Origin of the sequence: Pseudarthrobacter sulfonivorans (assembly GCF_001484605.1) — a bacterium.
Classification (GTDB): domain Bacteria; phylum Actinomycetota; class Actinomycetes; order Actinomycetales; family Micrococcaceae; genus Arthrobacter; species Arthrobacter sulfonivorans_A.
Window position 1 is genome coordinate 4,286,737 of record NZ_CP013747.1, and the last position, 13,178, is coordinate 4,299,914.

General features: G+C 64.0%; 11 protein-coding genes and 1 tRNA gene. 7 read left to right on the forward strand and 5 right to left on the reverse strand.

Annotated elements, in window-relative coordinates:
• Positions 1-17: 17 nt before the first annotated feature.
• From AU252_RS19470 to aceE, 4 genes are all read right to left on the reverse strand, one after another.
• The gene (locus tag AU252_RS19470; protein ID WP_058932123.1) at positions 18-1,079 is read right to left on the reverse strand and encodes a beta-ketoacyl-ACP synthase III; all 1,062 of its coding nucleotides are present in this window, start codon (positions 1,077-1,079) and stop codon (positions 18-20) included.
• A complete protein-coding gene (locus AU252_RS19475) occupies positions 1,076-2,005 on the reverse strand; it encodes an ACP S-malonyltransferase (protein WP_181037144.1) in 930 nt (309 codons plus the stop codon). Before AU252_RS19475 ends, AU252_RS19470 begins: the two co-directional genes overlap by 4 nt.
• Before the next feature lie 88 nt (positions 2,006-2,093).
• On the reverse strand, positions 2,094-3,338 hold the full coding sequence (locus tag AU252_RS19480) for a PucR family transcriptional regulator (protein WP_056349053.1): 1,245 nt from the start codon (positions 3,336-3,338) through the stop codon (positions 2,094-2,096).
• 185 nt (positions 3,339-3,523) lie between these two features.
• The gene (gene aceE / locus AU252_RS19485; RefSeq protein WP_205630713.1) at positions 3,524-6,292 is read right to left on the reverse strand and encodes a pyruvate dehydrogenase (acetyl-transferring), homodimeric type; all 2,769 of its coding nucleotides are present in this window, start codon (positions 6,290-6,292) and stop codon (positions 3,524-3,526) included.
• Between the two features lie 398 nt (positions 6,293-6,690).
• Between aceE and AU252_RS19490 the strand changes: the two genes are divergently transcribed.
• The 7 genes from AU252_RS19490 to AU252_RS19520 all read left to right on the forward strand — a co-directional run bounded on the left by AU252_RS19490 (position 6,691) and on the right by AU252_RS19520 (position 11,846).
• On the forward strand, positions 6,691-7,110 hold the full coding sequence (locus tag AU252_RS19490) for a DUF3052 domain-containing protein (protein WP_056341561.1): 420 nt from the start codon (positions 6,691-6,693) through the stop codon (positions 7,108-7,110).
• Positions 7,107-7,601, forward strand: a complete 495-nt coding sequence (locus AU252_RS19495) for a peroxiredoxin (RefSeq protein ID WP_058932125.1) — start codon at positions 7,107-7,109, stop codon at positions 7,599-7,601. The genes AU252_RS19490 and AU252_RS19495 overlap by 4 nt, the downstream gene beginning before the upstream one ends.
• Positions 7,602-7,607: 6 nt before the next feature.
• The gene (locus tag AU252_RS19500; protein ID WP_058932126.1) at positions 7,608-8,528 is read left to right on the forward strand and encodes an NAD-dependent protein deacetylase; all 921 of its coding nucleotides are present in this window, start codon (positions 7,608-7,610) and stop codon (positions 8,526-8,528) included.
• A 100-nt stretch (positions 8,529-8,628) separates the two neighbouring features.
• Positions 8,629-8,704, forward strand: a tRNA-Val gene (locus AU252_RS19505).
• A 276-nt stretch (positions 8,705-8,980) separates the two neighbouring features.
• Entirely contained in the window at positions 8,981-9,271 is a 291-nt protein-coding gene (locus tag AU252_RS19510; protein WP_058933069.1) for a hypothetical protein, read from the forward strand.
• Positions 9,272-9,530: 259 nt separating this feature from the next.
• Positions 9,531-10,328: an IclR family transcriptional regulator gene (locus AU252_RS19515; protein ID WP_058932127.1), complete on the forward strand. Its 798-nt coding sequence runs from the start codon at positions 9,531-9,533 to the stop codon at positions 10,326-10,328.
• A gap of 168 nt (positions 10,329-10,496) precedes the next feature.
• Positions 10,497-11,846: an MFS transporter gene (locus AU252_RS19520; RefSeq protein WP_058932128.1), complete on the forward strand. Its 1,350-nt coding sequence runs from the start codon at positions 10,497-10,499 to the stop codon at positions 11,844-11,846.
• A 200-nt stretch (positions 11,847-12,046) separates the two neighbouring features.
• Here the strand turns inward: AU252_RS19520 and AU252_RS19525 are convergent, their stop codons facing one another.
• Positions 12,047-13,111: a D-2-hydroxyacid dehydrogenase gene (locus AU252_RS19525; RefSeq protein ID WP_058932129.1), complete on the reverse strand. Its 1,065-nt coding sequence runs from the start codon at positions 13,109-13,111 to the stop codon at positions 12,047-12,049.
• Positions 13,112-13,178: the final 67 nt, after the last annotated feature.

A 13,178-nucleotide genomic window follows, 5' to 3' on the forward strand; every position in this document is an offset into this window, starting at 1 on the left:
GCCTGTATGGGGCGTTCCTAAGGAAGGACGATTACCTGGGCACCGAAGACCAGTCCGGCGCCGAAGCCGATCTGGAGTGCGAGGCCGCCGCTGAGCTCAGGGTTTTCCTTGAGCAGGCGGTGGGTGGCAAGGGGGATGGAGGCTGCCGAGGTGTTTCCGGCATCGGCGATGTCCCGGGCCACGGTGACCGATTCAGGAAGATTCAGTTTCTTGACCATCTCATCGATGATCCGCATGTTGGCCTGGTGCGGGATGAACGCAACGAGGTCTTCAGCCTTGACGCCCGCGGCCTCCAAAGCCTGCTGTGCCATCTTGGCCATTTCCCAGACCGCCCAGCGGAAGACCGTCTGCCCGTCCTGGCGGAGTGTGGGGTAGAGCTCCTGCGCTTCTTCGAGCAGGGCAAAGTCGCCGGGCTCGTCGGACTGGCGGGCGGCCATGCTGAGGTCCCGGACATCCAGGATGGAACGCGTCATGCCGATGGCGTCCCACTTACTGCCGTCCGAACCCCACACCGAGGGTCCGATGCCGGGGGTGTCCGAGGGGCCGATGACAACAGCGCCCGCGCCGTCGCCCAGCAGGAAGGAAATGGTACGTTCCCGGTTGTCGATGACGTCGGAGAGCTTCTCCGCACCGACCACCAGCACGTAGGTGGCCGTGCCGGAGCGGACCAAGGCATCACCCTGGGCGATGCCGTAGCAGTACCCGGCGCAAGCGGCCGAGATATCGAAGGCCGGAGCCGGCGTCGCACCGATGCGGTCAGCCAGCGCGGCGGCAGCCGACGGCGTGGCGTACGGGTGGGTGACGGTCGAAACGATGACGGCACCAAGCTGGGAGGCTTCGATGCCTGCCTGCTGCAGGGCCTCCCGGGCGGCGCCCTCTGCCATGTCGATAACGCTGACGTCGGCGCCGGCCCGGTGTCGGGTGATGATGCCGGTCCGCTGGCGGATCCATTCGTCCGAGGAATCAATCCACTGGCAGACGTCGTCGTTGGTGACGATGACGTCAGGCCGGAATGCCCCGAGGCCGATGATGCGGCTGTATTCGTTTACGGGAACCTGTTTCAACGTAGGAACGCTCATGCATTTCCCTCCAGTTCTGCGAAGAGTGCCAGTGCGGCCGTGAGGTCGTCCGGGGTTTTGACTGCAACGGTCTTGACGCCGGGCATGCCGCGCTTGGCGAGCCCGGCCAGGGTGCCGGCCGGGGCCAGCTCAATGACACCGGTGACGCCGCGCTGCACAAGGGTTTCCATGCAGAGGTCCCAGCGGACCGGCCGGGAGACCTGCGCGATGAGGCTCTCGACGGCGGCGCCGCCGTCGGTCACTTCCCGGCCGTCAAAGTTGGACAGCAGGGGCACCTGCGGCTTCTGCGGCTTGAGGCCCGGCTTGAGCGACTCGAGGGCGCTCACGGCGGGGGACATGTGTGAGGTGTGGAACGCCCCGGCCACTTTCAGCGGGATGACCCGCGCCTTCGCCGGCGGGTTGTCCGCCAGGGCCTTGAGCTGTTCGAAGGTTCCGGCTGCCACGGTCTGGCCCGCTCCATTGACATTGGCCGGTGTCGCGCCGGTAGCCTCGATGGCGGCCAGGACCTCTGCAGGGTCCCCGCCCACCACGGCACTCATGCCGGTGGGGGTCACGGCAGCGGCGGCGGCCATGCTGTTGGCGCGTTCACGGACGAACGTCATGGCTTCCTGCTCGGTGAGCACGCCGGCGAGGGCCGAGGCGGTGATTTCACCGACGGAATGGCCGGCAAGGATCACGGGAAGCGTGCCGAGTTCGACGTCGAACAGCGACTTTGCGGCCACCAGCCCGGCGGCAACAATCAGGGGCTGCGCAACGGCGGTGTCCTTGATGGTGTCCTCGTCAGAGGTGGTCCCGTGGGCTGTCAGGTCGATGCCTGCGATCTCACTGAGGGAGGCCAGATGGCCTGCTACAGAAGGCAGTTCCAGCCAAGGGGCCAGAAAACCCGGGGTCTGTGAGCCCTGTCCAGGGCAGACTATTGCAAGCACGTATCCAGCTTTCCAAATTACGGGGTCATCCAGCGGTGTTTCACTGCACCAAGCTCAAGGGGTCAGATTGTAGGAAGTCTACAACGACTCACGGCTGATTCCGCGCCGGATGACGCTCCGCCGGGGCTTTTGGCGGCGCCGACAGCCGCCCGACAACCAACGCCGCCTGCAGCACAAAGGCCTCCCGGGGGAGCAGCGGATCCCAGCCCGTCACGTCGCAGACGCGCTTGAGCCGGTACCTGACGGTGTTGGCGTGGACAAACAATTCGCGGGCAGTCGCCTCAAGGGAATGGCCCAACTCCAGGTAGGTGCCCAGGGTCTCCACCAGCCCGTTGGAGGCGGCGACAAGCGGACGGTAGATGTTCTTCACCAGGGAGCGGCGCGCCGCTTCGTCACCGGAGATGACGCGTTCCGGCAACAGGTCATCGGCGGCCACGGGCCGGGGAGCGGCGGGCCACGCCCTTGCCGCGGTCAGGCCGGCAAAGGCAGACTGCGCTGAGCCGCTGGCCTCCAGCAGGGAGCCGGCTTCCGGACCGTAGACCACCGGGCCGGGGGCGAACATTTCGCTGAGTTTCAGGTATGCGGTCTCGCGGTCCTGGACGCCGCCAAGGATCAGGATCAGCCGGTCGCCCTGGATGCCCACCAACGCATCCTCTGCATAGCGGCCTGCCAGGCGGCGCAGTTCGCTGACGTAGCTGGCACTGGGTTCAGACGGCGAATTGCCCACCATCACAGTGAACCTCTCCTGTGCTTTCCAACCCAGCGCGGCGATCCGGGACCGCAGTGCGTCCGTGTTTTCGCCACGGAGGATGGCGTCCACGATCAGCGCTTCCAGCCGCGTATCCCAGGAACCGCGGGACTCGGCCGCCCGCGCGTACACGTCTGCCGCCGCGAAGGCCACTTCCCGTGAGTACCGCAGCACCGCCTCGCGGAGGGAGGGCTGGTCAGCTTCCGGGGCGATGACCGGCACCTGGTCTTCCACCACTTCCACCACGATGCGGATGAGCTGGAGCGCCTTCTGAAGGCTGATGGAGCGCGTCAGTTCGGTGGGGGCCGTCCCAAAAACGTCGGTGAGGATCCACGACGGTGAGCTGGGCCGCTCATACCAGGTGACAAACGCTGCGATGCCGTTTTGCGCCACCATGCCCAGGGCCGAGCGCTCGTCGGAGCTGAGCCTCGAATACCACGGCAGCGACTTTTCCAGCTGACGAAGGGTGGTGGTGGAGAGCTGGCCCACGCTTGCCCGGAGCTTTTTCAGGGTTTCGGATTTCTCCGGTGTCATGCTGCGCGAGGACGGCTTGCGCTTCACGGGCGGGGTGGTTGGCTCTGGCATCCTATGAGCATACGGTGCCTGCCCGGCAAGCTCCATTTGTGCAAAGGCTACAACGCTGTTGGACCTGCATCACAGGCTGCCTCCCGTCCAGAAAGGCAGGGGGACGACGACGGCGACCCTCACCTTTTCGGTGAGGGTCGCCGTCGTCGTTCATTTCCGCTGACAAGCAGGTCAGCGGGAGGTCATCAGGACTCGCCGCCCGCATTGCCGGTGGAACCGGCGTTGACGTTGTGCAGCTTGTACTTCTCGATTGCCTGGGCAGGGGCCTGGGCATCAACTTCGCCGCGGCGCGCCAGCAGTTCCAGGGAACGGACCACGATGGAGTGGATGTCGTTCTTGAAGAAGCGGCGGGCAGCTGCGCGGGTGTCGGAGAAGCCGAAGCCATCCGCACCCAGCGTGGCGAACTCGTTCGGCACAAACTGGCGGATTTGGTCCGGGACGGCCTTCATGTAGTCCGAGACCGCAACCACGGGTCCTGTGGCACCGGCAAGCTGCTGGGTCACAAACGGAACACGGGCGGGCTTGCCCGGGTTCAGGAACGCCTCTTCCTCGGCGGCCATGCCGTCGCGGCGCAGTTCGTTCCAGGACGTGACGGACCAGACGTCGGCGGAGACGCCCCAGTCATCGGCGAGCAGCCGCTGGGCTTCGATGGCCCAGGGAACCGAGACGCCGGAAGCCAGGATCTGGGTCCGGGGACCGTCGATCTTCGCCGGAGCCAGGAGGTAGATGCCCTTGAGGACACCTTCCACGTCGAGCTCTTCGGGTTCTGCGGGCTGCGTGATGGGCTCGTTGTAGACCGTGATGTAGTACATCAGGTTCCGGTCAGCCGAATCCGGCCCGTACATACGCTCGATGCCGTCCCGGATGATGTGGCCCATCTCGTACCCGTAGGCGGGGTCGTACGTGACCACTGCGGGGTTCGTGGAGGCCAGCAGCGGGGAGTGGCCGTCGGCGTGCTGGAGGCCTTCGCCGGTCAGCGTGGTCCGCCCGGCGGTGGCGCCGATGATGAACCCGCGGGCCATCTGGTCCCCGGCGGCCCAGAAGGCGTCGCCGGTGCGCTGGAAACCGAACATGGAGTAGAACACGTACACCGGGATCAGCGGTACGCCGTGGGTGGCGTAGGCGGTTCCTGCGGCGGTGAACGCCGCGACAGCTCCGGCCTCATTGATGCCGGGGTGGATCAGCTGGCCCTGGGCCGATTCCTTATAGGCCAGGACCAGGTCCCGGTCCACGGACAGGTAGTTCTGGCCCTTGGGGTTGTAGATCTTGGCCGTGGGGAAGAACGCATCCATGCCGAACGTGCGGGCCTCATCGGGGATGATCGGCGCGATGTGCTTGCCGAAGTTCTTGTCCCGCATAAGGTCCTTGAGGAGCCGGACAAACGCCATGGTGGTGGCCGCCTGCTGCTTGCCGGAACCGCGCTTGGCGACCTCGTACGTTTTTGCCTCCGGGAGGGCGATCTCCTGGTGCTTGGAGCGGCGCTCAGGAACAGAACCGCCCAGCTGGGCGCGGCGTTCCATCATGTACTGGATCTCCGGCGCATCGGTGCCCGGGTGGAAGTACGGGGGCTGGTACGGGTCCTTCTCCAGCTGCTCGTCGGTGACCGGAATCCGCAGGTGGTCGCGGAACTTCTTCAGGTCATCGAGGGTGAGCTTTTTCATCTGGTGGGTCGCGTTGCGGCCCTCGAAGTGGGGTCCGAGTCCGTAGCCCTTGACCGTTTTAGCCAGGATCACGGTGGGTTTGCCCTTGAATTCGGTGGCTGCCTTATAGGCGGCGTGGACCTTGTTGTAGTCGTGGCCGCCGCGCTTGAGGTTCCAGATCTCGTCATCGGAAAGGTCCGCGACCATGTCCTTGGTCTGCGGGGTCTTGCCGAAGAAGTGCTCGCGGACGAACCCGCCGGATTCTGCCTTGTAGGTCTGGTAGTCCCCGTCCGGGGTCTCGTTCATGATCTTCACGAGGGAGCCGTCGGAGTCCTTGGTGAGCAGGTCGTCCCACTCCCGGCCCCAGACGACCTTGATGACGTTCCAGCCCGCGCCGCGGAAGAACGCTTCGAGTTCCTGCATGATCTTGCCGTTGCCGCGGACGGGGCCGTCCAGGCGCTGGAGGTTGCAGTTGATGACGAAGTTGAGGTTGTCGAGGTTCTCGTTCGCGGCGAGCTGGAGCAGGCCGCGGGACTCGGGCTCGTCCATTTCGCCGTCGCCCAGGAACGCCCAGACCTGCTGGTCCGAGGTGTCCTTGAGGCCGCGGTTGTGCAGGTACCGGTTGGACTGGGCCTGGTAGATCGCGTTCATGGGGCCGATGCCCATCGAGACCGTGGGGAATTCCCAGAACTCCGGCATGAGGCGCGGGTGCGGGTAGGAGGAGAGGGCGTGGCCTTCCTTGGACTTTTCCTGCCGGAATCCGTCCAGGTCCTCCTCGGCGAGCCGGCCTTCCATGAACGCGCGGGCGTACATGCCGGGGGAGGCGTGGCCCTGGAAGAAGACCTGGTCACCGCCGCCGGGGTGGTCCTTGCCGCGGAAGAAGTGGTTGAAGCCCACCTCGTACAGGGTGGCGGCACCGGCGTACGTGGAGATGTGCCCGCCCACGCCGATGTTCGGCCGCTGCGCCCGGTGCACCATGATGGCGGCGTTCCAGCGCATGTACGCCCGGTACCGGCGCTCGAACTCTTCGTTGCCGGGGAACGGAGCTTCCTGGTCCACCGGGATGGTGTTCACGTAGTCCGTGGTGGTCACCATCGGAACGCCGACGCTCTGCGCGCCGGCGCGCTGCAGCAGGCTCCGCATGATGTATTGGGCACGCTCGGTGCCCTGTTCCCTGATCAGTGCATCCAGGGACTCAGCCCATTCGGCGGTCTCTTCCGGATCACGATCAGGCAGCTGGTTTGTCAACCCGCTGAGGATATGGGAGGTATCTTCTCCTGCAGCCACGTCCAACCTCTCTTTGCGCGCATGCATCGGCGCCCACATGCCGGGCAGGGTGACTGTCCGGCATGAATGCGACGTGTGCGACGTATCGGTTACAACAGCCCGGTCATGTGCGCCGGGCAGGGTCCTATCACGCCTATGTCTGCCATTGAGTTCCAGGCGGTCGCCCCGCAGGCATAGTTGTCACCAGTCACTCTAGCTGTGACTCCAGCGCGATGCGTAGCCGCGTCCATGGCGTCCCTGTTGTATTTCGCCGTCATACTGGTTGTGTGACGAAAGCCGCTGCAACGCAGGCTGACGGCGCCGGATGTGACGCAGAATATGGCGGATCGCGGTGGTGGCAGCTTGAAGCGCAGGCACAAAGGGTGTTGGCTGGGAGTAATGGAAATCACTATGCGAATTGCATGTATTAGGCATTGGAGGAACACGTGAGCGAGGCCGACGCCGCCACTTCGGTAAATGTGGCGGAAAAATTGGGTTTCAAAAACGGGGATCTGATTCAGGAGTTCGGTTACGACGACGACGTCGATTTCGACTTACGTGATGATATTGAGGACCTGACAGGGTCCGAGCTCCTGGACGAAGACGACCACGACGTTGTTGACGCCGTCATTTTTTGGTGGCGGGACGGCGACGGGGATCTGGTCGACAGCCTCATGGATTCCCTGACCACCCTGAGTGAAACCGGGGTTGTTTGGGTGTTGACGCCAAAGTCCGGGCGCACCGGGTACGTGTCGCCGGCGGAAATCCAGGAAGCGGCGCCCACTGCGGGCCTGCACCTCACCACCTCGGCAGGTGTGTCAAAGGACTGGAGTGCCACCCGCCTGGTCAGCAGGAAGAACAAGTGACGGCAGCTCTTGCCGTAGCCGGGCAGACTGTTCCGGCGGTGGGGGAGCTTGCCCCGGACTTTGAGCTGGTAAACCAGTTCGGAGAACCTGTCCGGTTATCCACTTTCCGCGGGCAGAACGTTGTGCTGGTGTTTTATCCGTTTGCTTTTTCGGGTGTCTGTACCGGCGAGCTCTGCGAAATCCGGGACAATCTGGCCGCGTTCGAGGATGCCAGGGCCACCGTCCTGGCCGTGTCCGTGGACAGCAAGTTCAGCCTGCGGGCTTATGCCGAGAAGGAAAGCTACGGCTTTGACCTTCTGGCCGACTTCTGGCCGCACGGCGCTGTCGCTTCCGCCTATGGAGTCTTCGACCCGGAGAGCGGCATGGCTGGGCGCGGGACGTTCATCATCGATGCAGCAGGAACAATCCGCTACGTCGTGGTGAATCCGCGCGGGCAGGCCCGCGAGCTCGCCGAGTACCAGGATGCTCTGGCAGGTCTGGAACAGGCCTGAGGCCGCATGGACCAGCAGCGGCACGGCATCGGCCTGACGGGCTTCGCCAGCCTGCCGGCCGCTGACCCTGCCGCGCTGTCCAGTGCGGACCTTCAGGGGCTTGAACGCGTCCGGGAGCTTTTGTCCGGCAAGCGGCTGGCGTTACTGACCGGCGCAGGGCTGAGCACCGATTCGGGCATACCGGATTACCGCGGGCCGGACGCCGTGCCACGTTCGCCCATGACGTACCAGGAGTTTGTGCGCGACGGCGCCAACCGCCAGCGCTATTGGGCGCGGAACCATATCGGCTGGTCCCACTTGCGGCACGCAGATCCAAACCCTGGGCACAGTGCGGCCGCAGAACTTGAGCGGCGGGGCCTGCTCACCGGGTTGATCACGCAGAACGTCGATCGGCTGCATGAAGACGCCGGCAGCCGGAATGTCATTGACCTCCACGGCCGTTATGACCGGGTTGCCTGCCTCGATTGCAAGCGCACCTACACCCGCCGCCTGCTGTCGGAGGTGCTCGAAGAACTCAATCCCGGCTTCCTGGCGCGCGCCACAACTTCCGGCCTCGTGGAAATGGCGCCCGACGCCGACGCCACTGTTGAGGACATTGCTCTGATCAGCAGTTTCGTGGTCGCTGCCTGCCCCGCCTGCGGCGGAATGCTCAAGCCCGACTTTGTCTACTTCGGCGAGAACGTGCCCAAAGAACGCGCAGAAGCCGCCTACGCGATGGTGGACAGTGCAGAGGCATTGCTTGTTGCCGGTTCATCGCTGACCGTGATGAGCGGACTGCGGTTCGTCCGTCACGCGGCGAAGGACGGCAAGCCTGTGGTGATCATCAACAGGGGCGGTACCCGGGGCGACCAGTACGCCACCATCAAACTCGACGCCGGCGTCAGCGAGGCACTGACCTGGCTCGCCGCCGAACTCCCCGATCTTTGACCGTTCGGGGCCGACCGTGTCGATTGGCTTTTCGTCCCGCCCGTCAGGTAGAGTTTATGTTCGTTGGTTGACGCGCTGAGGTGCGAAAAACCGGCAGTTTGGGTCTTTAGCTCAGCTGGTAGAGCGCCACGTTTACACCGTGGATGTCATCGGTTCGATCCCGGTAGGACCCACCACCAAACCCCGTTGTTCCTGGCCCGAGGGCCGGGAACGGCGGGGTTTTTGTTGCCCTGTGCGGTTCAGGGCGTAGGGCCGGCCCATGAATGTGAATGGGGTCGAGTATCTCCGCGGCAGGGATTCCCTCAACGGACCCGTGGAGCTCGTGGCATAACGACGCAGGGTGGACGGAGATCTTTTGCGACCTCCGCGACAACATCCGTTCCGCACTTGGCTCCATGGCTCAATACCGCCAGGGCGCCAAATTGTCGGTGGCTGTCCCTAGTGTTCCCGCTATGGAATATGTGGTGGTGAAGACGGCCAAGGACGGCAGCCCGACGGCCGTGGTCAGCAACGGCAGGGAATGGGCCGTCGGTGCCGACGCAGTGAGATGGTTTGAGCGTGTGAGCTGGTGGGAGGCGCAGCGGCGTATGCCCAAGGGACTGGGCCGAGTGGATGTTGAGGTGCTGCAGGTCCAAGTGCGGCTGGGGCGCAACCCAAATTCCGCTCTGACCACCATGATGCTGGAGCGCGACGGTCTCGGCGGCGGCTGGAGGTTAAGGGAGTCCGTGGTGGACGCCGCCTGAACCCGGCTGCAGATGGCAAGACAATTCGGGCATTGGAAAACCCTCCACCGCGACTATTGGGGGATGCCGCGGTGGAGGGTCTGAAATGAATATACCGTGAACTTCCGGAAACAAACAAATGCCACACGATCCGGCCAGCCCGGCGCTGCTGGCGTCGCCCTTTTCGGCCCCGAATCGTCGCCAAGCCATTATGATGGTTACTGTTCAGCAGAATGAACGCATACGCGAAGCGCCCCGGCGTGTCGATCGAAGGAGAATCATGGCCGATTCCCGCACCGCCCGCCCCTCCGAGGGATTGGGGAGCGCCTCACCGGCGCCAGCAGTCACCCGTGCAGCTGCCGTATTGGAGGTTCTTGCCGCCTCGCCTACCGGAAAGTTGACACTGAGCGATCTTGCCCGCGAGTTGGGCATCCCTAAGTCATCAACCTCCAACCTGTTGCTGGCGTTGGAAGAAGCCAGGCTTATCAGCCGCCAGGGCGCTGAATTCACGCTGGGCCGCAAGCTCGTGGAACTCGGTGCGGCATATCTCAGCCGGCTCGACGAGGTGCAGGAGTTCTACCGGTTCTGCGAACAGGCGCCCACGCTTTCCGGTGAGACGGTCCGCATCGCCATGCTTGACGGATCCAACGTCATCTATCTGGCGCGTTACGAGGGCCATCCTGCTGTCCGGCTTACATCCAACATCGGCGACAAAATGCCGGTTTCGCTGTGCGCCGTAGGCAAGGTGCTGATCGCACGCCTTCATCAGCACGACATTGAAGCCATGTTCCCGGACGATCTCCAGCTACCGGTGATGACACCGAAGTCACTGAGTACGGGAGCACAGCTTAAGGCACAACTGGAGACAATCCGCGAACAGGGCTATGCCTTCGAAGATGAGGAATCCACCACGGGGGTGGTCTGCCTTGCTGTATCAGTGCCTACTCACGGTGCGCATGGCCCCAGTCTTGGCCTCTCCGTCACGGCCCTGAAGGCAACGTACTCGGACGAGCAGGGTTCCCGAATGGTGAAGGAGCTGCGTGAGCTGGCCCATTCCTTGGGCAACCCCATGGGCTGATGCAGGTCATCAAGAACAACACCGACAATCGGGCATTAATTTTTCGCCTACCCTCCTTGCAAGCTGTTCAACTTGCTGTACTCTGTTCAGTATAGTGATCCGCACAACAGGTGTCGTCGCTAACCCACCAGGCCAACGGGGGTCTGGAGTGTGTTTAAGGGAGTTCTTGTGACCACTCGTACTACATCGCCGCAGACTGACGTGGACGGCGCCGCCGTCGATCCGGAGCAGCTGCGAAGGGCGACTCTTGCCAGTTCAGTAGGCTCCGCTCTGGAGTACTACGACTTCTACATCTACGGCCTCGCCTCGGCCCTGATCTTTGGGCCGCTCTTTTTCTCACCGCTAGGGGAAAGCGGCGCTGTAATCGCTTCCTTCGCCACGTACGGTGTGGGCTTTGCTGCCCGGCCGTTCGGCGGCGTTATCTTCGGCTACATCGGTGACCGGTTCGGCCGGAAGATGGTCCTGATCCTGACCATCGGCCTGATGGGCATGGCCAGCTTCGCCATCGGACTTCTGCCCACCTTTGAACAGGCTGGAATGGTCGGAGCGGTCCTTCTGGTAGCCCTGCGCATCCTCCAGGGCCTGGGCGCCGGTGCTGAGCAGGCAGGCGCCACCACGCTGATTTCAGAAGTGGCCCCGCGCCGTCGTCGTGGCTTCTTTGCTTCCCTGCCGTTCGTCGGCATCCAGTTGGGCACGCTGCTCGGCGCAGGCACCTTCGCCCTGATGGCACTGGCCGACAAGGAAGTCCTGCAGGGGTGGCTGTGGCGTGTGCCGTTCCTGGCGAGCGTCATCCTGATCGTCATCGCGGTCTTCATCCGGCTCCGGCTCAAGGAAACACCGGTGTTCCAGGAACTGGAAAAGCACAAGGCCGTGGTCAAGAACCCGGTGGTGGAGATCTGGAAACACTCGAAGAAGAACGTGCTCATCGGCATCGGCCTGCGCATGGGGGAAAACGGAAACTCTTCCATCTACTCCGCCCTCTTGGTGTCATTCATCAGCATGCCCGCCGGAATCTTCGCCGGCGACAAGTTCATCGGTCCCACCGGCCTTCTCATTGCTGCCGGATTCGCTGCCGTGATGGTTGTGACGTTCGGAGCCCTGTCAGACCGCTTCGGCCGAGTCCCGGTGTACCGCTATGGCGCCCTGTTCCAGGCCATCATTGCGCTGCCCGCCTTCTACCTGGTCACGCTGGGCAATGTCACCCTCGTCTGGGTGGTAATGGTGGTGGGCATCTCCCTGGGCGTGCAGTCCATGCTGGGCCCCCAGTGCGCCCTGCTGCCGGAACTGTTCGGCTCCCAGCACCGCTTCACCGGCGTCGCCCTGAGCCGCGAACTGTCAGCCGTCATGGCCGGTGGCTTCGCTCCCATGATCGGCGTGGCACTCCTGGCCGCCACCGGCCACTCCTGGCTGGTGCCCGCAATCTACTCCCTGGTCCTGGCGCTGATCTCCTTCGGAACAACGTTCTTCACCCCGGAAACGGTCGGCCGTGACCTGATCCTTGTGGAGGATGCAAGCTAGGCGTACCGTACTCACACTGAAAGGTGGCCTCCCCATAACGGGGAGGCCACCTTTTGGCGTTAACGGCCCGCGCAGCCCGATGTGCCGTCCCCCTGCGCCGAGCGACTGGCTGCTTCCCGCCGACACAAAAGAGCCCCTGCTGCGGATTCCTGTTTCCAGGATCCACGGCAGGGGCTCTGTGGTGTGGGCCGGGGCCTGCGTTAGTAGAAGTGGACCGGGTCCACCAGGTGGGGGAGGTCGCCGCCGGCGAGGAAGATGCCCAGGTTGCTGCAGAAGCGCTCCGCGATCAGGCGGTTCTCCGCTGCGCTGAGCGCGGAGGTGTGCGGCGAGACCATCACCTTGGGGTGGTTCCACAGCGGGCTGTCCAGGGGCAGTGGTTCCACGGCAAAGACGTCGAGGCAGGCGTAGGACACCTGGCCGTTGCCGAGGGCTTCCAGCAGGGCGTCTTCGTCCACCACGGTGCCGCGGCCGACGTTCACAAACACCGTTCCCGGCTTCATCGCGGCAAACACCCCACGGTTGAACAACTTCTCCGTGTACGGCGTGCCGGGCAGCGTGTTGACGACGGCGTCCGCCGAGGCGAGCAGCCCAGCCAGTCCGTCGTTGCCGGCAACCTGCTCGATTCCTTCGATCGGCTCAACATTCCGCTTGGTGCCGCTGACGGTCATGCCCAGGGCGCGGGCGATCCGGGCCGTCTCCAGGCCGATTTCACCCAGACCGGTCACCACCAGTGTGGAACCGCTGACAAGACGGGTGGGGGTCCGCAGCTCGGGCCACACCTTGGCGGCCTGGTCCTGGGCCAGCTCGGCGCTGCGCTTGAAGCCGTTGAGGATCCCCAGGGCAGCGAATTCTGCCAGCGGCAGGGCGTGGACGCCGGCGGAAGTGGTCACTTTGAATTTGAGGAGTGTTTCCTGGTCCAGCCCGGATGCCTTGACGGCACCGCCGGCGCCGGCGGCCATGGCATGGACCCACTGGAGACGTGGATTGTCGCGCGCGATGCGGGCCAGGCCTGAGGGGCTTTCGTTGGGCAGGCCATAGAGCACCTGCGCCTGGTTGAGCATGGACCAGTACTGCTCCTCCTGCGCAGGAGTGCGTTTGAAGTCCGGATCCCCGGAGTGGTCCGCCGGAAAACGCTCCGGCGGAAGCAGGTCAGGCTCATAGAGAACAGTTACGGAGGGGTCTACGGCGCGGATGCGCTCCACCTGCTCTGCTTCGAGCGGGACGGCGATCGCGACGGTGGTTTTAGTCGTCATAGTGTTCATCATACTGAATAGCGGCTAGGATATTGGACAGATTTCCCTTCATTAACCACACAACGATGTGATTCGAGGC